Consider the following 19,067-nt stretch of genomic DNA (forward strand, 5'->3'; position numbering starts at 1 on the left):
CTCCTGCTTTTTCTTGCAGCTTGGGGCTTGCAGCTAACGCGCCCTTTTCTTGCCCCGAGATAACCGTCTTGAACACTTATTCACCAGACACTGCGGTCCCCGCCGACAGGCGCGTATTCGGCGCGCGCGATCTGTTTTCCCTGTGGTTTTCCCTCGGCATCGGCCTGATGGTGTTGCAGACCGGCGCGCTGCTGGCGCCAGGCCTGGGCCTGTCCGGTGCCTTGCTGGCGATCTTTCTCGGTACGGCGGTCGGTGTCTTGCTGCTTGCGGCGGTCGGGGTGATCGGCAGCGATACTGGCCTGTCGTCCATGGCGGCGCTCAAGCTCAGCCTCGGTACGTACGGCGCGAGCCTGCCGGCGTTGCTCAACCTGTTGCAACTGGTGGGCTGGGGCTCGTTCGAGATCATCGTGATGCGCGATGCCGCCAGCCTATTGGGTACTCGTGCGTTCAGCGAGGGCAGCCTGCTGGCCAGCCCTTTGCTCTGGACCCTGTTTTTCGGCGCGCTGGCGACTTTGCTCGCGGTCAGCGGGCCGCTGACCTTCGTGCGCAAGATCCTGCGCAGGTGGGGCATCTGGCTGCTGTTGGCGGCCTGCCTGTGGCTGACCTGGAACCTGTTCGCCAAGGCCGATCTTGCCGCGCTCTGGGCCCAGGCCGGCGACGGCTCCATGCCGCTCGGCGTGGGCTTCGATATCGCGATCGCCATGCCGCTGTCGTGGCTGCCGCTGATCGCCGACTACTCAAGGTTCGGCAAGCGTGCGCGCAATGTCTTTGGCGGTACGGCGCTGGGCTTCTTTATCGGCAATTTGTGGCTGATGAGCCTGGGCGTGGCCTACACCCTGGCCTTTGCGCCGAATGGTGAAGTCAATGCTCTGTTGTTGGCCCTGGCTGGCGCGGGCCTGGGGATTCCGCTGTTGCTGATCTTGCTGGACGAGTCGGAAAACGCCTTTGCCGATATCCATTCGGCCGCAGTCTCCAGCGGCATTCTGCTGCGCCTGAAAGTCGAGCACCTGGCTTTGGCCATTGGCGTGTTCTGCACCCTGATCGCCTGCCTGGCGCCATTGGCTCAGTATCAGAACTTCCTGCTGCTGATCGGCTCGGTGTTCGCGCCGCTGTTTGGCGTGGTCCTGGTGGATCACTTCATCCTGCGCAAGCGCAGTGCCCAGGTGCCGTCCGTGGGCTTGCGCTGGCCGGCGTTGCTGGCTTGGCTGGGCGGGGTCAGCACCTATCACCTGCTGGCCAACTTCTATTCGGATGTTGGCGCAACCCTGCCGTCACTGGTGCTGGCAGGGCTGCTGCAAGGGCTGCTGGGACGAGCCTTCAGTTACGGCCAGGAAACAGCTCGGGTTTGAGAATGCCGTTCAGGCGGTTGTAAGGGATCTTCAGTTCGATGTGGCCCAGCGCGTAAGGCGCGATCACCGACACGTTGTACTTGAGGATCACGCCGCCGTAGGTCAGCGCCACGTTCGGGGTTTTCTGGAACGGCCAGCTCTTGATGAACTCCGGCTCCTGGTCCAGCTTGGTGCTGATCAGCCAGCTGTTGTGAGCCACCTGGGCGGCCTTCCAGAACGCGGCTTCCTGGCCCGGGCGCAGCATGTCGGACAGGGTCAGCTCCTTGTGCAGCTCACGGGAGTAGTTGATGAAGCCGCGACCGGGCGTGCCGTGGGCGCCGCCGGTGTCCAGGTAGCTGGCCAGTTCGATGATCACCAGGCCGTCATGCTGTTCGCGTACCTTGGCTTGCAGGTACATGCTGTTGCGGCTGTCGGCCTCGCGCAGGAACTTCTCCCGATAGGCGCTCAGCGTCGCTGGCACGGCCTGGTCCGCGGTGGTGCGGGTCATCTGTAGCAGGCGCTTTTCAATCAGCGCATCCAGCTGCGGCTCGTCGGCGAAGTGCACGGTGTCGATGTTCACCAGCGGGCAATCCTGATTGCTGCAGCCAGGCTTGATCTGTTCCGACTTGTCGCTGGTGCTTTGCAGGGGCTTTTGATAGCTGGGTTGGAACAGGCTTTGGCAGGCGCCCAGGGTCAGGGCCAGGCAAGCCACGGAGGCGATTTTAAGAAGCGACATGTGCGTCCTTGATAAACCAGAGGTAGGCAAAAGTTACCGGCTTCGACTGCCTGCGGGGCAATCAGTTCGCCACTAAGCTCAATAGAGGCAATTAGATTAGGTTTGCCCCCTTGCCGTCTATCCCGCTGATGGCAAAGGGGCTGCATCATCGGTCAGCAGCGCGTTAGGATGGCGCGATATCGAGGGGGAGCCTCGAATCGGACAGCAGGATACGAGGATTGCTATGACGGACTTTGCCAACACCACGCCGACCACTGTCGATATCGTTCGGCGCGAGAAATGCTTCCAGGGTTTTTATCAGCTCGACCGTGTGCACCTGCGCCACGAACTGTTTGCCGGTGGCATGGGGCGCGAGATCAGTCGTGAAATCTTTGTCCGTCATGATGCTGTCTGCGTGCTGCCGTACGATCCGCAACGCGATGAAGTGGTGTTGATCGAGCAGTTTCGCGTCGGCGCCATGGGAAAAACCGCGACTCCCTGGTTGATCGAGCTGGTCGCCGGTCTGATCGACAAGGACGAGCAGCCGGAAGAAGTTGCTCACCGCGAGGCGCAGGAGGAAGCTGGACTGACATTCTCCGCGCTGTGGCCGATGATCCAGTATTTCCCGTCGCCGGGGGGCAGCACCGAGTTCGTGCATCTGTACCTGGGGCGCTGCGACAGCAGCGGTGCCGGTGGCCTGCACGGACTGGAGGAAGAGGCGGAGGATATCCGTGTGTCGGTCTGGGCTTTCGAAGACGCACTGCAGGCGGTAAGGGATGGGCGGATTTCCAACGCGGCGAGCATTATTGCCTTGCAATGGCTGGCTTTGAACCGCGTTGAAGTGAGGGGGTTATGGTCGTAAACAAAGTACGCGATCGCTATCGGGTCGATCTCGTGGGGCTGCAAGCGTCCTGCGAGGCGAACTATGCCCGGCTGATGCGCCTGTTGCCCGACATGCGCAACCAGCCGGTGGCGCGGCGGATCGCGGTGACCCAGGGCGACCAGATGCTGGGCGTTCTGGCGCTGGAAGTGCTGCTGGCCTGCCCCTATACCACCACCCTGCAGGTGCGTCAGGAGCACAGCCTGCCCTGGCTGCCGGTGCCGCAGCTGGAGGTCCAGGTCTACCACGACGCGCGCATGGCCGAGGTCGTCAGTGCCGAGCACGCTCGGCGCTTTCGTGGCATCTATCCGTATCCGAATGCCTTCATGCACCAGCCGGACGAGAAGGCCCAGCTCAATGTGTTTCTCGGTGAATGGCTGAGCCACTGCCTGGCTTGCGGTCATGAGTTCGAGGCCGTGCGGTAGATGTGAACTGCGTCCGGTTCGCCGGTTTCCTCTTTTGAATTTCCCCCAGCATAATTGCTCCCATTCCTCACTTCCCGTGACACGCCCTGGGAGGCCGCCTTGCCGAGCGTATCCACTCTGACCACCGACGATCCCGTGTTGCTGGTGCAGTTGTCCGACAGTCATCTGTTCGCCGAAGCGGACGGCACGCTGTTGGGCATGAATACCCGCGACAGCCTGCAGCGGGTGATCGACCTGGTGCTGGAACAGCAACCGCGGATCGACCTGATGCTGGCGACGGGCGACTTGTCCCAGGACGGTACGCTGCAGTCCTATCAGCTGTTTCGTGACATGACCCGGCAGATTCCGGCGCCGGCGCGCTGGATTCCCGGCAACCACGACGAGCCACAAATCATGGCGCAGGCGGCGACCCAGAGTTCGTTGCTGGCACCGGTGGTGGACATCGGCAACTGGCGGATCACCCTGCTCGACTCGGCCGTACCCGGTTCGGTGCCGGGCTATCTGCAGGACGATCAATTGCAGCTGCTCGCCAGTGCTCTGAGCGAAGCCCCCGAACGCCATCACCTGGTATGCCTGCACCATCATCCGGTCTCCATCGGGTGCGCCTGGATGGAGCCCATCGGGCTGCGCAATCCGCACGCGTTGTTCGCCGTGCTGGAGCGTTTTCCGCAGGCGCGCGCGGTGCTCTGGGGTCATGTGCATCAGGAAATCGACCGCCAGCAAGGGCCTTTGCGCCTGCTGGCGTCGCCCTCGACCTGCATCCAGTTCGAGCCTGGCAGCGAGGATTTCAAGGTCGGCGAGACCGCGCCGGGTTATCGCTGGCTGCGCCTGCTGCCCGACGGGCGCCTGGAAACCGGTGTCGAGCGGGTCACCGGCTTCGACTTCGAGGTCGATTACGGCAGCGACGGCTACTGATTCCGGCCCGGAGCCGCAGTCTGCGGCAGCAGGACAAAGGGATACACCTGAACACAAGTCAAGCGGCGATACACCCTGTAAACTGCGCCTTTTTGCACGATGCAAAGGGAGTGCGCATGTCCGGTTCGATCCTGTATATCCAAGGCTTCAACAGCGCGCCGGCGTCGAAGAAAGCCAGCCAGCTGATCGCTGTCATGGAGGCGATTGGCCGCGGTGAGCAGCTGCGGGTGCCGGCCTTGCATCATCATCCACGCGAGGCCATTGGCCAGTTGGAGCAGGCGATTGCCGAACTCGGACGGCCGCTGCTGGTCGGCAGCTCTCTCGGCGGCTACTATGCGACTCACCTTGCCGAGCGTCACGGCCTGAAAGCCCTGCTGATCAACCCCGCGGTCAGTCCGCACCGGATGTTCGACGGCTTTCTGGGCACGCAGACCAACCTCTATACCGGGGAAACCTGGGAATTGACCCACGACCACGTGACGGCCCTGGCCGAGCTGGAAGTGCCGGCGCCCCAGGACCCGCAGCGGTTCCAGGTCTGGCTGCAGACAGGTGACGAGACGCTGGACTATCGCAGCGCCCAGCTGTATTACCGAGCCTGTGCCTTGCGCATCCAGGCCGGCGGCGACCATAGTTTCCAGGGTTTTGCCGGACAATTGCCGGCGTTGTTGAATTTTGCCGGCATCGGCCCGGATCAGTACCAGGCGATCGATTTCACCTCGCTGTGAACCCTCGCTTCTATTTCATTGAACGACTAACGACGAGACCCCATGGCCACTCCCAGCGCTAGCTCTTATAACGCAGACGCCATCGAAGTCCTCTCGGGCCTCGACCCGGTGCGCAAACGCCCGGGCATGTACACCGATACCACCCGGCCGAACCACCTCGCCCAGGAAGTCATCGACAACAGTGTCGACGAAGCCCTGGCGGGGCACGCGAAGTCGATCCAGGTCATCCTGCATGCCGACCATTCCCTGGAAGTGTCCGATGACGGTCGCGGCATGCCAGTGGACATTCACCCCGAAGAGGGCGTGTCCGGCGTCGAGCTGATCCTCACCAAGCTCCATGCGGGCGGCAAGTTCTCCAACAAGAACTACCAGTTCTCCGGCGGTCTGCACGGGGTGGGTATTTCCGTGGTCAACGCCTTGTCGACCCAGGTGCGGGTGCGGGTCAAGCGTGATGGCAACGAATACCAGATGACTTTCGCCGACGGCTTCAAGGCCACTGAACTGGAAGTGGTCGGCAGCGTCGGCAAGCGCAATACCGGGACCAGCGTGTATTTCGCCCCGGATCCGAAATACTTCGATTCGCCGAAATTCTCCGTCAGCCGCCTCAAGCATGTGCTCAAGGCCAAGGCCGTGTTGTGCCCGGGGTTGCTGGTCAGCTTCGAAGACAAAGGCACCGGCGAGAAGGTCGAGTGGCATTACGAAGACGGCCTGCGCTCCTATCTGGTGGACGCGGTCAGCGAATTCGAACGCCTGCCGGCCGAACCTTTCTGCGGCAGCCTGGCCGGTAACAAGGAAGCGGTGGACTGGGCCCTGCTGTGGTTGCCGGAAGGCGGCGACAGCGTGCAGGAAAGCTACGTCAACCTGATCCCGACCGCCCAGGGCGGTACCCACGTCAACGGTCTGCGCCAGGGCCTGCTGGACGCCATGCGCGAGTTCTGCGAATTCCGCAACCTGCTGCCGCGTGGCCTGAAGCTGGCACCGGAAGATGTCTGGGAGCGCATTGCCTTCGTTCTGTCGATGAAGATGCAGGACGCGCAGTTCTCCGGCCAGACCAAGGAACGCCTGTCGTCCCGCGAGGCGGCCGCCTTCGTTTCGGGCGTGGTCAAGGACGCGTTCAGCCTGTGGCTCAACGCCAACCCTGAGCTGGGCATGCAACTGGCGGAGCTGGCCATCAGCAACGCCGGCCGTCGCCTCAAGGCCAGCAAGAAGGTCGAGCGCAAGCGCATTACCCAGGGCCCGGCATTGCCAGGCAAGCTGGCGGATTGCGCCGGCCAGGACCCGATGCGTTCCGAGCTGTTCCTGGTGGAAGGTGATTCCGCCGGTGGTTCGGCCAAGCAGGCGCGGGACAAGGAATTCCAGGCGATCCTGCCGCTGCGCGGCAAGATCCTCAACACCTGGGAAGTCGACGGCAGCGAAGTCCTGGCCAGCCAGGAAGTGCACAACATCGCCGTGGCCATCGGGGTCGACCCGGGCGCCGAGGACATGAGCCAGCTGCGCTACGGAAAGATCTGCATCCTCGCCGACGCCGACTCCGACGGCTTGCACATCGCGACGCTGCTCTGCGCGCTGTTCGTCCAGCATTTCCGCCCGCTGGTGGATGCCGGTCACGTCTACGTGGCGATGCCGCCGCTGTACCGCATCGACCTGGGCAAGGAGATCTATTACGCCCTCGACGAAGCCGAGCGCGATGGCATTCTCGATCGCCTGGTGGCCGAGAAGAAGCGTGGCAAGCCGCAGGTCACCCGATTCAAAGGCCTGGGTGAAATGAACCCGCCGCAACTGCGCGAAACCACCATGGACCCGAACACCCGGCGCCTGGTGCAGTTGACCCTCGGTGAAGACTTCGCCGCGACCTCGGAAATGATGGACATGCTGCTGGCGAAGAAACGCGCCGGCGATCGCAAGAGCTGGCTGGAGTCCAAGGGCAACCTGGCCGAGGTTCTGGCCTGATGCGCAGAGGCTTTGCCCTGGCATTACTGCTATTGGCAACCTCGGCGATGGCCGACCCTTTGCCCGAGTTGAGGCTGCTGGCCGAGCATCCGGTGGACGGCATGCGTGGCGGCAACCTGTCGGGGCTGGCGTTGTGCGGCAAGGAGCTGTGGACGGTCTCCGACCGCGACGATGACCAGATCTATCGGCTCGATACCAGCGACCGCGTCTGGCAGGCCGAAACCGTGCGCATCGACGTACCGCCGGTGCCGGACAGCGGTTTGCCCTGGGGCTTGAGCTCGCGCACCTGGGTCGCATCGTTCGTGCGCGGCGGCGACCTGGATTTCGAGGGTATTGCTTGCGACAGCGCCGGCAACAAGTATGTGGTCAGCGAGTCCCACGCGGCGGTGTTGCAGCTGCCGCCGACGGGGTCGGCCGCCTGGCTGAAGATTTCGCCGATCATGGTGCGCGAGGCGCGGGCCAGCGGTATGTTGCTGCACTTCAATGCCTTGTTCGAAGGCCTGGCGGTCAACCCGGCCGGCGACCGGATCTGGCTGGCCGCCGAGCGCGAGCGCCGCGGGCTGCTGTTGATCAAGCGCCAGCAGAGTGTCTGGGACTGCGACGGTGGCTGTGTGCTGCTCAGCGAGGCCGGGCTGGAAATGCAGCCGCCGCAGATGCCCAAGGCCAAGGCGGTGTCCCGGGATTTCGCCGACCTGTCGCTGTTCGAGGGCAAGTTGTTCACCCTCGAGCGCAATGCGTTCCAGGTCTGTCGTCGTGATGCGTCGACGGCCAAGGTCGAGCGTTGCTGGTCGTTTGCCGCCGAGGCGTTGCAGGAAAGCCGGCGTTATCCACAGGCCTATGGCCTGACCGAGGCCCTGGTGGTGGATGCCGACGGCGCCTGGATCGGTGTGGATAACAACACCGGAGCCCGTGCCGACGGTGAAAAACGCCCGATCGTCTGGCGCTTCGCCGCGCCCGAGGGCGGTTGGAGTGCCAAGTCGTGAGCCAGCAGCCACCGGGTAAACGTGCCGGGCGCGTGCTGCTGGTGCTGGCCTGGGGCGCCGGGCTGTTCCTGGCGACACGGTTTTTTGGCGAGTGGGAACAGCGTCAGGAGAACCCCAATGCTGTCGTCACTTCGCAACAACATGAGGGTTACATCGAAGTGAAACTGGTCGGCAACGGCCAGGGGCATTTCGTCGCCAGCGGCCAGATCAACGGCCAGCCGGTGAATTTCATGCTCGATACCGGAGCGACCGATGTGTCGATCCCGTCCGGGCTGGCCGAGCGTCTTGGCCTGGAGAAGGGCGCACCGGTGACCCTGAGTACCGCCAACGGTCGTAGCGAGGGTTATCGAACCCGCCTCGACCGCCTGCAACTGGGCGATATCGTCCTGCGCGATGTCCGTGCGCTGGTCGCGCCGGGCCTGGGTGGCGAGCAGGTGTTGCTGGGCATGAGCGCTTTGAAAAAACTTGAATTTACCCAGCGCGGCGGCACTTTGCTGCTGCGCCAGACAACGAACTGATGAGGCCCGCATGAGCGACTCCCTGGATCTCAGCCTGGATGGCGTAGAACGCCGATCGCTGGCTGACTTCACCGAAAATGCCTACCTCAACTACTCCATGTACGTGATCATGGACCGTGCTTTGCCGCATATCGGCGACGGCCTGAAACCGGTACAGCGGCGTATCGTCTACGCCATGAGTGAGCTGGGGCTGGATGCCGATTCCAAGCACAAGAAGTCCGCCCGTACGGTCGGTGACGTGCTGGGTAAGTTCCACCCCCACGGCGACTCGGCCTGCTACGAAGCCATGGTGCTGATGGCGCAGCCTTTCAGCTATCGCTACACGCTGGTGGACGGCCAGGGTAACTGGGGTGCGCCGGACGATCCCAAGTCCTTCGCCGCCATGCGTTATACCGAAGCGCGCCTGTCGCGTTACTCCGAAGTGCTGCTCAGCGAGCTGGGCCAGGGCACTGCGGACTGGGGGCCGAACTTCGACGGTACCCTGCAGGAGCCCCTGGTATTGCCGGCACGTTTGCCGAACATCCTGCTCAATGGCACCACCGGTATCGCCGTGGGCATGGCCACTGACGTGCCGCCGCACAACCTGCGCGAAGTCGCCACCGCTTGCGTGCGCCTGCTGGATGAGCCCAAGGCCACAGTCGAACAGCTTTGCGAGCACATTCAGGGCCCGGACTATCCGACCGAAGCGGAAATCATCACGCCGCGCGCCGACCTGCTGAAAATCTATGAAACCGGTCGCGGTTCGGTGCGCATGCGTGCCGTCTATCGCATCGAGGATGGCGACATCATCGTCACCGCGCTGCCGCACCAGGTGTCCGGCGCCAAGGTGCTGGAACAGATCGCCGCGCAGATGCAGGCCAAGAAGCTGCCGATGGTTGCCGACCTGCGCGACGAGTCGGACCACGAGCACCCATGCCGGATCGTGATCATTCCGCGTTCCAACCGGGTCGATCCCGACGAGCTGATGCAGCATCTGTTTGCGACCACCGAGCTGGAATCCAGCTACCGGGTCAACGTCAACATCATCGGCCTGGACGGCAAGCCGCAACTGAAGAACCTGCGCGCCCTGCTGGTGGAATGGCTGGAGTTCCGCGTACTGACGGTGCGCCGCCGCCTGCAGTTCCGCCTGGACAAGGTCGAGCGCCGCCTGCACCTGTTGGACGGCTTGCTGATCGCCTACCTCAACTTGGATGAAGTGATCCACATCATTCGTACCGAGGACCAGCCGCGAGCCAAATTAATCGAGCGTTTCGCCCTGAGCGAAGTGCAGGCCGACTACATCCTCGATACCCGCCTGCGTCAGTTGGCGCGGCTGGAAGAGATGAAGCTGCGCGCCGAGCAGGACGAACTGCTCAAGGAGCAGGCCAAGCTGCAAGCCTTGCTCAACAGCGAAGCCAAGCTGAAGAAGCTGGTGCGCACCGAATTGCTGCAGGACGCCGAAACCTACGGCGACGACCGTCGTTCGCCGATCGTCGAGCGCGCCGAGGCCAAGGCTCTGTCGGAAAACGAGCTGATGCCGACCGAGCCGGTCACCATCGTTCTGTCGGAAAAAGGTTGGGTACGCTGCGCCAAAGGGCATGATATCGACGCCACGGGGCTGTCCTACAAGGCTGGCGACGGCTTCAAGACCTCGGCCATCGGGCGCTCCAACCAGTTCGCGGTGTTTATCGACTCCACCGGGCGCAGTTATTCGGTGGCGGCGCATACGCTGCCATCGGCCCGTGGCCAGGGCGAGCCGCTGACCGGACGCCTGACGCCGCCGCCTGGGGCCAGTTTCGAATGCGTACTGCTGCCGGACGACGAGGCGCTGTACGTGATCGCCTCCGACGCGGGTTACGGCTTCGTGGTCAAGGGCGAGGATCTGCAAGCCAAGAACAAGGCCGGCAAGGCGTTGTTGAGCCTGCCGAACAACGCCAAGGTGCTGTTGCCGCGGCCAGTGAGCGATCGTGAACAGAACTGGCTGGCTTCGGTGACCACCGAAGGGCGTTTGCTGGTGTTCAAGATCAGCGACCTGCCGCAGTTGGGCAAAGGCAAGGGCAACAAGATCATCGGGATTCCGGGTGAGCGAGTGGCCAGCCGCGAGGAGTACGTGACCGATATCGCGGTACTGCCGGAAGGCGCGACACTGGTGCTGCAGGCCGGAAAACGTACCCTGTCGCTCAAGGCCGATGACCTCGAACATTACAAGGGCGAGCGCGGTCGCCGGGGGAACAAACTGCCACGGGGCTTCCAGCGAGTGGATGCGTTGTTGGTAGAAACTCTCAATTGATGCGGGTTAGAGCGTTCGATCTGCGATTTAACCGGTAGATCGGCGCTACAACACTGGAGTCATGGCGCATATTCACGGATGATATGCGCTTTCAAGCGCCGGCGTGGCTGAGCGTTATTCAGGGTTATTTTGAGTATTTACACTGTGGCTAGCCTTGTGGCCGCCACCTGGATGGGATGATGACTGCTCTGCGCCTTCCTCTTGTTTTCTTGCTCGCTGGCGTTCTTGGCCTGGCGGGTTGCAGCGTACACCAGCCGGTGTCGCTGTATCAGCTGGACAGCGGAAGTCCAGCTCAACCGGCACAAAGCGCCGGTATGGCCGTATTGCTGGGGCCGGTACTGGTTGCCGACTACCTGCAACGTGAAACCTTGCTGCAACGTCAGAACGACGGCAGCCTGCAGGCTTCGACCGACGGTCGCTGGGCCGGCAGTCTGTCTTCCGATATCGATCAGTTGCTGTTGCGTCAGGTCGCCGGCCAGCTGGACAGCCAGCGTGTAGTGCTGGCGCCGGCGAGCACCGGTTTCACTCCGGATGTGCAGGTGTTGCTGTCGATCACTCGCCTGGATTCGGGCGCCTCGCAACCGGCGGTTCTCGATGCGCAATGGCGCCTGATCGATCGCCGTGGGCAGGTTCGCGACAACCGTATCGTTCATCTGCAGGAGCAGCATGCGGGTACCACCGCGTCCCAGGTCCAGGCCCAGGGCGTATTGCTGCAACGCCTGGCCGAGCAGCTCTCGGGTGCCCTCAAGCCGCTGGCCAACCAGCCTACGGTAGCCGAGGTACCCCGCAAGGCGGCGCCTGCGCCGGCGGCAAAGCCGGCCGAGCAGGAGAAGCAGCCGAAGATTCCAATGGCCACGCCTATCCGCACGGATATGGAAGTGTTCCGCTTCTGAGTGTTGCGGTTCCAGGACAAAGCCCGCTGATCAGCGGGCTTTGTCGTTTCTGGGGGGGCAGGTTGAGCCTGAGGTAATGGTGCGCCCTTGATGGAGTATCGCGAGCAAGCTCGCTCCTACAGAGAGGCGACTGGCTTGCTCGCGACGACTGTGCCGCAGCCACAAAAAAGCCCGCATCGCTGCGGGCTTTTTGTTGGGCGGCTGGCTTACAGCTTGGCGCGAGTCTCGTGCATCCGCGCCAGTTGCCGTTCCAGCATCGATGGGTAGGGCTCCATCAGGCGTTCGACGCAGCAGGCGCCTTCCGGGCTGGCGATCGGACGGATGCGCGCGCGCTGACGAATCAGGGCGTCATCGTTGATCTTGCGCTCGACCAGCAGCAGGTTGCGGCTGTGCTGGGACAGCGCCAGGGCGTCCTGGGCGGTCTCGGTCAACAGCAGGTCGATCTGGCTCAGGCCGAACAGCTCTTCGCCAAGGGTCAGGCCCAGTTGCAGCTGCAGGGTGATGCCGCTGTCGGCCACTTCGATTTGCAGGGCATGCCCCAGGGCACGCAGCAACTCGCCACAGCAGATGGCGTTGGTCAGGTAGTCGTCGCCGCTGTCTTCGCTGTGGAACAGCATCAGCGTGCTGCCGTCGTTCAGGGTATGCAGTTCGCTCTGGTACAGCGAGGCGGCCTGGTCGAGGCAGTCGCGATAACGTTCCAGCAATTCCGTCAGGCGGGCGCGGGGCAGGCGGCGCAGTTGCTCCTGGGCGCCCAGTTGCACGGCCAGGACCGCGCTGTGCTGCGGCTGTGCCGGTACCGTGGGTTTCACGATCGGCTTGGCAGCGGTCGCGGTGGACGAGCTGTCGCGAAGGTCGGCGAACGGGTCTTCATCGTCGGCCAGGTCTTCTTCGGCATTGATCACGTGCCGTGGCGCGGGCTTGAGGCCGGCCACCGGAGCACTTTCATCGAAGCTCGGGTCACGCAGGTTGCGCACCTCGAAGGTCGGTTCCGCGTCTTCGCTGTCGTCGTAGTCGGTATCGTCGATCTCGGCTTCCGGTTCGGGTTCCGGCTCGACCTTCTCTGGCGCGAAGCTGGCGTGCAGCTGGCGAGCCAGGTCGCCGATCTCGTCCTGGCGCTGGGTGGCCGGGGTGTTCTCGTCGATATCCCGCAGCCAGACCCGCAGTTGCATCAGCGGTGTGGAGATGTGCCGTCCCAGGCGCAGGCTCAAGGCCAGGGCCAAAGCCAGCAGGATTGCGCTGAGAATGCCCATGCTCTGCAGGCTGATGGTCATCGGCTGCTGGAATTGTTCCATGTCCAGGCTGATGCGCAGGTTGCCCGCGGTCACGTCCTGGAAGGTGATCTTGGTCTGGTAGACGCCTTCGGTTTCACCCAGCAGGCTGCTTTTCGGGCGCTGACCGGCTTCGGCGAGGATGCGGTTGTCCACGCTGTAGATCGCCGCATGGGCAACCAGCGGGTTCTTGGTCAGGTTGTTCAGCAGCACGTTGAGGCTGAGGATGTCGTTGGACACCAACAGCTCGGTGGCCGAGGTCGCAGTCTGGGTAGTCAGGCTCTGACCCAGGGCGTCGGCTTGTTCGTGCATGGCCTGCTTGAACTGCAGGCCCATCACGCAGGCATAGATCACCAGGGCCAGGGCGACCAGGATCACGTTATGGCTGGCAATGCGCAATGCAATCGGTACACGGCGGTGACGCAGTGCACGGAAGATCAGCAGGAAGAAGTTATCGGTTTTAACTGGCGTGGGCCGGTTCACTGAGCTCGGCTCTTTTGTCCGTGAAGTTGAGGCGCAGTATAGCGACAGGCCCTAGACCGGCAAAGCGCTGGCTGTGCCCGATGGTCACTGAAAGTGGGTAGAATGCGGTTTTTTTCCACCTGCGGGGGTGCGCCTTGCGCGAAATCGTCCTGATAAACATCACTGGTGAGGACCGTCCGGGTCTCACTGCGGCCATTACCGGCGTTCTGGCCCAGGGTGGTGTGAACATTCTCGACATCGGTCAGGCGGTGATTCACGACACTCTGTCGTTCGGCATCCTGGTTGAAATTCCGGACAACGAGCAGAGTTCGTCAGTGCTCAAGGACATTCTGTTCACCGCCTATGAGCTGGACCAGCAGGTCCGTTTCACGCCGGTTTCCGAAGAGGATTACCAGCAGTGGGTCGGCGGCCAGGGCAAGAAGCGCCATATCGTCACCTTGCTGACCCGCAAGGTCACGGCCGAGCAGTTGCAGCGCGTCAGTTCGATCACCGCCAAGTACGGCTTGAACATCGACCACATCGATCGCCTCTCCGGGCGCATGCCGCTGGACACCCCGGCCGACAAGGGCAAGGGTTGCATCGAGTTCTCCGTGCGGGGCGAAGCGGCCGATCCGCAGGCATTGCGTGCCGAGTTCCTCAGCGTCGCCCAGGAGCTGAACGTCGATATCGCCTTCCAGGAAGACTCGCTGTTCCGTCGCAACCGCCGCCTGGCGGTGTTCGACATGGACTCGACGCTGATCGAGGCGGAAGTCATCGACGAACTGGCCAAGGCGGCCGGCGTGGGTGACCGCGTGGCGGAAATCACCGAGCGGGCCATGGCCGGCGAGCTGGATTTCCGTGCCAGCTTCAAGGAGCGCCTGGCCTTGCTCCAGGGCCTGGATATCAAGGTGCTGGACTCCATCGGCGCATCGCTGCGCCTGACCGAAGGGGCCGAGACCCTGTTCGCCGAACTCAAGCGCCTGGGCTACAAGACCGCGATCCTCTCGGGTGGCTTCACCTACTTCGCCAAGCAGCTGCAGGCCAAGCTGGGGATCGACTATGTATTCGCCAACGAGCTGGAAGTGGTCGACGGCAAGGTGACCGGTGTCGCGGTCGAGCCGATTGTCGACGCCCAGCGCAAGGCCGATCTGCTGCGCGAGCTGGCCGCCAAAGAAGGTTTGCGCCTGGAGCAGACCATCGCGGTCGGCGACGGCGCCAACGACTTGCCGATGCTGGCGATTGCCGGCCTGGGCGTGGCCTTCCGCGCCAAGCCGTTGGTCAAGCAGTCGGCCAAGCAGGCGATTTCCACCCTGGGCCTGGATGGTGTGCTTTATCTGCTGGGCTTCCGCGATCGCGACGGCCAGCTCTGAGCTGAATCCAGGGCAAAAAAAACGCCGCGATCCGCGGCGTTTTTTTATGTCCGGCTTTTTATGCCCAAGGCTCAGGCCTTGGCCAGGCCGATGCCCTGGCCCATCTGCACCGGCGAGCCGGCCGCCAGTTCTTCGGCCCACTGCACTTGCTCCGGCCCGAACAGCACGATCGCGGTGGAACCCAGCTTGAAACGGCCCAATTCGGCGCCTTTTTTCAGGTGGATCGGCGCGCGGGCGGCTTCGTCGTAGCGCACGGTCTTCAGTTCGCGCTTGGGCGGAGTCACCAGGCCGACCCAGACGGTTTCGATCGAGGCCACGATCATCGCGCCCACCAATACCACGGCCATCGGGCCGCGCTCGGTATCGAAAACGCATACCACGCGCTCATTGCGGGCGAACAGTTCCGGCACGTTTTCCGCGGTGGTCTGGTTGACCGAGAAGATCCGCCCCGGTACGTAGACCATTTCCCGCAGGGTGCCGGCCAGCGGCATGTGCACGCGGTGGTAGTCCTTCGGCGACAGGTAGATGGTGGCGAAATCGCCGCCCATGAACGGGGCTGCCAGGGCCGAGTCGCCACCCAACAGTTCCAGCACGCTGAAGCTGTGGCCCTTGGCCTGGAATACCCGACCGTGCTCGATCGGGCCAAGTTGGCTGACCGCGCCGTCGGCTGGGCTGAGGATCGCTCCCGGGGTCTGGTCCAGCGGGCGGGCGCCGTCTTTCAACGCGCGGGTGAAGAAGGCGTTGAAGTGCTCATAGGCGGTCAGGTCTTCCACCAGCGCTTGAGACATGTCCACCTGATAACGCTTGGCGAACCAGGCGGTGAAGGCATTCTTGAACCAGCGCACGCGGCACTCGGCAATGCAGCCGGCCAGGCGCGACAGCAGGTGGTGAGGCAGCAGGTACTGGCTGAGGATAAACAAACGCTTTTTCATTAACTGTCCTTAAAATCTTAAATCTCTACGGGCGTGTCAGGGTGGTTGCCCCATTCGCCCCAGGAACCGGCATAGCCTTTGACTCGCGGATAACCGAGCGCCTTGGCCACCAGATAGGTGAAGCCAGAGCGATGGTGAGTCTGGCAGTGGGTGATCACTTCTTTGTCTTTGCTGATGCCGAGCTGTTCGAGGATCTGCGGCATGTCGCTGCGGATCCGCAGGTTGCGCGCCGGGTCCATGCCTGCCGTCCACTCGAAGTTGATCGCGCCGGGAATGTGCCCACCCTTGGCGGCGAGGACTTTCTCCCCCGAGTACTCCAGGGGGCCGCGGGCATCCCAGATCGCCAGGTCGGCCGCGCCAAGACGGCTTTGCAGGTATTCGCGGGTGGCGGTCGGCTCGTCGTGCAGGGTCAGGGCGACAGGGCCGCCGACGGCCGCCGGGACTTCGTTCGAGACCGGCAGGCCGTCTGCCAGCCAGGCCAGCAGCCCGCCGTCCAGGTAGTGGTAACGGGAGTGGCCGATGACATCCAGCAGCCAGATGAAGCGCCCGGCCCAGCCGCCGCCTTCGTCGTCATAGACCACGTAGACCGCGTCCGGGTTATGTCCCAGTTCGCCGAACAGGGCCTCAAGGGCTGCCTGTGGCGGCATCAGCCCTGGCGCCGGTGCCTGACCGAGCTGGGTACGCTTGGGGTCGACGAAGTGCGCGCCGGGGATATGGCCCGCGGCATAGCGGGCGGCGCTGGTCAGGTCCACCAGAATCAGTTCGCGGGCGTCGAGGCGAGGGAGCAGGTCGCTCGGCTCGATCACCAGCGGCAAGCCAGAGAAGTCAGGCATGTGAGGTCTCCAGGGCACAAAGGGAGGGATTGTAGCGCAAGCGTCAGCGGCTGCGGTTGGTAAAGCTGTGCAGGGCCTTTTCGATGCACTGCGCGGTTTTGCCGAACGCCTGTACGGAGATTTCCGAGAAGGGTTGGCCGCCCTGGTCGGCGACGATCAGCATGATCACCCGGCCATTGCTGGGCACCGAGCGCATCAGCAGGTGCTCGCCACGAAACAGCGTGCGCAGGCTGGCGGGCAGGCGGGCGGAGAACTGGGCGTTGTTGGTCGGCGTCAGGCGCACTTGCGCCGGAGCGTCCAGCAGCCTTTGCAATACGCTGCTCTGGTTGACCGTCAATGCCAGGTTCATGGCGGGCGCAGGCAGCCCGGCGATCTGATGCACGCGCAACTGGGTCCGCGTGCGGTCGACCATCAGCAGCATTACCCGGCGCATGCCGCACGCCACCAGGGCGTCGCGGGCAAAGGTGGTCAGGTGCATGGCATTGCTGAAGCGGCTGGGCTCCACCAGCAATTCGCTGCATTGCTTGCGCCACTTGGCCAGGTCTTCTGCGGTTGGTGCGGGAACCGGGAGCTCGCCGCGATGCACGCGCCGGGCCTCCCAGGGCCAGAGCAGCGCTTCGGCCGGATGCCACAGGTCGGGCATGCGGTGATGCCGGGCACTCTGCGCGGCTTGCTGGTGCAACTGTTGTTGCAGTTCGTCCATCGGCATCTGCAAATACAGGCTGGTCAGATATTGCCAGCGCATGCAGTGCGGGCCGGTCCAGGACTCTTGCGCCGACAGGGCCAGGGCGTTGGCCAGCAGCACGCTGTTGGCCGGCTGGTTCAGCCAGCGCTGCAGGGCCGGATCGGCATCCAGGCATTGTCGCTGGTGCAGCGGATGGGCGTTGTCCCGGGCGATATGCAGTGCCTTGACCAATTGATCCTGCTCGTCGATCAGCAGGCGGTAGCCTTGCTGTACCCAGATCGGCAAGTGCCAGACCTCGACCAGGGCCTGGCCCAACTGAAGCAGGCCGACGCCGAACAGTTCCTGCTCGACCTCCTGGGCCGGTTCGGCTTTATGGACGACACGCAGCTCCCACTCTTCGAGCAGTTTTGGATAGGCCAGCGCCAAGGGCCACAGCGGCGAGAGAAACAGCAGGCTGCCCCAGTGAATGTCCTGCCAGAGCCTGGCCAGGCGCCCGGCGAAAAAGCCGTTGGCCTGTTGGGTCGCGTGCTGGCTGATCAGTTGCAACTGGCGCAGCCCGACCGGGATCTCCTCCTCGGGCTGGGCGGGCAGGCGGGCGAGCAACTCTTCGGTACGCGCCAGGCCCAGGCGGTTGAGGGCGACCTCAAGGTTCTCGGCCGGCTCGCTCATGCTGCCGTGGGTGTGGCGATTGGCTTCGCGAATCACGCTCAAGGCCAGCGCGGGGCTGTCCTGCATCAGGTCGGCAATGTCGCGCAATGAGCTGCGATTGTCCCTGATGGCTTTGCAGACCCGGTCGTGGCTGGCCTGCGGCACCGGCAGGCGGACCGCATCAAGCAGCTTTATCCAGGATTCGAGGGAGTGGGGGGCGGTAGTTGGGACTGTCGTTTCATTAGACATGGCTGGGCGCAATCATCGTCTGCTGTAAACACGCCCAGAGCGGGCCAAACTGGCTTTTCGCCTTAACGGCCTATAGTCTGGCGCAGTTTTGCCGATAAGTAGAAGAAGAGTTTTAAGAACTTCCGAATATGACCTTGAACCCGACTCAGTAAGTACCTTCCTACCTATGGCTAAAATTATCGGCATCATCGTCGTGTTCGCGAGCGTGCTCGGCGGATACGTGCTTTCTCACGGCAAGATTGCCGCCCTGATCCAGCCTTTCGAGGTCTTGATTATCGGCGGCGCCGCGCTGGGGGCGTTCCTGCAGGCGAACCCCGGCTACATGACCATGCACGTGCTCAAGAAGTCCTTGGGGATGTTCGGTTCGCGTTTTTCCCAGACTTTCTACCTGGAAGTGCTGGGCCTGATCTACGAGATCCTCAACAAGAGCCGCCGCGAAGGCATGATGGCGATCGAGGGCGATATTGAAGACGCCGCCGCCAGCCCGATTTTCGCCAAGTACCCATCCGTGCTCAAAGACGAGCGCATGACCGCGTTCATCTGTGACTACCTGCGCATCATGTCCTCCGGCAACATGGCTCCCCACGAGCTGGAAGGCCTGTTCGACATGGAGCTGTTCAGCCTCAAGGAAGACCTCGAGCATCCGTCCCATGCGGTCAACGGCATCGCCGACGGCATGCCGGGTTTCGGTATCGTCGCGGCGGTACTGGGTATCGTGGTGACTATGGCATCCCTGGGCGATGGCGACCAGAAGTCCATCGGCCTGCACGTAGGTGCGGCGCTGGTCGGTACCTTCTTCGGTATTCTCGCGGCCTATGGATTCTTCGGCCCGCTGGCCCACTCCCTGGCCCACGACGCCAAGGAAGAGCTGAACGTCTACGAAGCCATCAAGGCCTCCCTGGTGGCCTCGGCTTCCGGCATGCCGCCCTCGCTGGCCGTGGAGTTCGGGCGCAAGGTCCTGTACCCGGCGCACCGTCCGAGCTTCGCCGAGCTGGAACAAGCGGTTCGCGGTCGCTAAG

The 19,067-nt window shown here is 63.2% G+C and carries 17 protein-coding genes; 12 read left to right on the forward strand and 5 right to left on the reverse strand.

Translation table 11 applies throughout. The annotated features are described in order from the left end of the window. Positions 1-59 precede the first annotated feature (59 nt). Entirely contained in the window at positions 60-1,349 is a 1,290-nt protein-coding gene (gene cytX, locus BM019_RS17740; RefSeq protein ID WP_092419163.1) for a putative hydroxymethylpyrimidine transporter CytX, read from the forward strand. On the opposite strand, the gene BM019_RS17745 is transcribed toward cytX, so the two are convergent. Then, on the reverse strand, positions 1,318-2,064 hold the full coding sequence (locus BM019_RS17745; protein ID WP_009041886.1) for an RsiV family protein: 747 nt from the start codon (positions 2,062-2,064) through the stop codon (positions 1,318-1,320). The genes cytX and BM019_RS17745 overlap by 32 nt on opposite strands. Before the next feature lie 223 nt (positions 2,065-2,287). Here BM019_RS17745 and BM019_RS17750 point away from each other — a divergent pair, with 223 nt between their 5' ends. From BM019_RS17750 to BM019_RS17790, 9 genes are all read left to right on the forward strand, one after another. Further along, entirely contained in the window at positions 2,288-2,905 is a 618-nt protein-coding gene (locus BM019_RS17750) for an NUDIX domain-containing protein (protein WP_007921427.1), read from the forward strand. Next, the gene (locus tag BM019_RS17755) at positions 2,896-3,348 is read left to right on the forward strand and encodes a DUF1249 domain-containing protein (RefSeq protein ID WP_009041887.1); all 453 of its coding nucleotides are present in this window, start codon (positions 2,896-2,898) and stop codon (positions 3,346-3,348) included. Before BM019_RS17750 ends, BM019_RS17755 begins: the two co-directional genes overlap by 10 nt. 99 nt (positions 3,349-3,447) lie before the next feature. Beyond that, positions 3,448-4,263, forward strand: a complete 816-nt coding sequence (cpdA, locus tag BM019_RS17760) for a 3',5'-cyclic-AMP phosphodiesterase (RefSeq protein ID WP_053259410.1) — start codon at positions 3,448-3,450, stop codon at positions 4,261-4,263. A gap of 116 nt (positions 4,264-4,379) precedes the next feature. Continuing rightward, positions 4,380-4,988: a YqiA/YcfP family alpha/beta fold hydrolase gene (locus BM019_RS17765; RefSeq protein WP_092419078.1), complete on the forward strand. Its 609-nt coding sequence runs from the start codon at positions 4,380-4,382 to the stop codon at positions 4,986-4,988. A gap of 42 nt (positions 4,989-5,030) precedes the next feature. Beyond that, a complete protein-coding gene (gene parE, locus BM019_RS17770) occupies positions 5,031-6,938 on the forward strand; it encodes a DNA topoisomerase IV subunit B (protein WP_009041889.1) in 1,908 nt (635 codons plus the stop codon). Next, positions 6,938-7,921, forward strand: coding sequence for an esterase-like activity of phytase family protein (locus BM019_RS17775; protein WP_092419080.1), 984 nt, complete (start codon positions 6,938-6,940; stop codon positions 7,919-7,921). Before parE ends, BM019_RS17775 begins: the two co-directional genes overlap by 1 nt. After that, complete coding sequence (locus tag BM019_RS17780; protein WP_062823852.1) at positions 7,918-8,439, forward strand: retropepsin-like aspartic protease family protein; 522 nt, start codon at positions 7,918-7,920, stop codon at positions 8,437-8,439. The genes BM019_RS17775 and BM019_RS17780 overlap by 4 nt, the downstream gene beginning before the upstream one ends. 10 nt (positions 8,440-8,449) lie before the next feature. Continuing rightward, positions 8,450-10,708, forward strand: a complete 2,259-nt coding sequence (gene parC / locus BM019_RS17785; RefSeq protein WP_009041892.1) for a DNA topoisomerase IV subunit A — start codon at positions 8,450-8,452, stop codon at positions 10,706-10,708. Between the two features lie 179 nt (positions 10,709-10,887). Then, on the forward strand, positions 10,888-11,601 hold the full coding sequence (locus tag BM019_RS17790) for a PqiC family protein (RefSeq protein ID WP_007921414.1): 714 nt from the start codon (positions 10,888-10,890) through the stop codon (positions 11,599-11,601). A gap of 206 nt (positions 11,602-11,807) precedes the next feature. On the opposite strand, the gene BM019_RS17795 is transcribed toward BM019_RS17790, so the two are convergent. Continuing rightward, complete coding sequence (locus BM019_RS17795; RefSeq protein WP_092419082.1) at positions 11,808-13,352, reverse strand: AhpA/YtjB family protein; 1,545 nt, start codon at positions 13,350-13,352, stop codon at positions 11,808-11,810. A gap of 134 nt (positions 13,353-13,486) precedes the next feature. On the opposite strand from BM019_RS17795, the gene serB reads away from it, so the two are divergent. Next, positions 13,487-14,701, forward strand: coding sequence for a phosphoserine phosphatase SerB (serB, locus tag BM019_RS17800; RefSeq protein ID WP_009041895.1), 1,215 nt, complete (start codon positions 13,487-13,489; stop codon positions 14,699-14,701). Positions 14,702-14,772: 71 nt separating this feature from the next. Here serB and asd read toward each other — a convergent pair whose 3' ends face one another. Genes asd through BM019_RS17815 form a run of 3 tightly spaced genes read right to left on the reverse strand, consistent with a single transcriptional unit; the run spans position 14,773 to position 18,048 of the window. After that, the gene (asd, locus tag BM019_RS17805; RefSeq protein WP_092419084.1) at positions 14,773-15,633 is read right to left on the reverse strand and encodes an archaetidylserine decarboxylase; all 861 of its coding nucleotides are present in this window, start codon (positions 15,631-15,633) and stop codon (positions 14,773-14,775) included. A 17-nt stretch (positions 15,634-15,650) separates the two neighbouring features. Further along, positions 15,651-16,466, reverse strand: coding sequence for a thiosulfate sulfurtransferase (gene rhdA / locus BM019_RS17810; protein ID WP_009041897.1), 816 nt, complete (start codon positions 16,464-16,466; stop codon positions 15,651-15,653). Between the two features lie 43 nt (positions 16,467-16,509). Next, entirely contained in the window at positions 16,510-18,048 is a 1,539-nt protein-coding gene (locus tag BM019_RS17815) for an HDOD domain-containing protein (protein ID WP_092419086.1), read from the reverse strand. A gap of 166 nt (positions 18,049-18,214) precedes the next feature. Here BM019_RS17815 and motA point away from each other — a divergent pair, with 166 nt between their 5' ends. Continuing rightward, positions 18,215-19,066: a flagellar motor stator protein MotA gene (gene motA / locus BM019_RS17820; protein WP_007921402.1), complete on the forward strand. Its 852-nt coding sequence runs from the start codon at positions 18,215-18,217 to the stop codon at positions 19,064-19,066. Position 19,067: the final 1 nt, after the last annotated feature.

The sequence above is a fragment of the Pseudomonas sp. NFPP07 genome (assembly GCF_900115645.1).
Classification (GTDB): Bacteria; Pseudomonadota; Gammaproteobacteria; order Pseudomonadales; family Pseudomonadaceae; genus Aquipseudomonas; species Aquipseudomonas chlororaphis.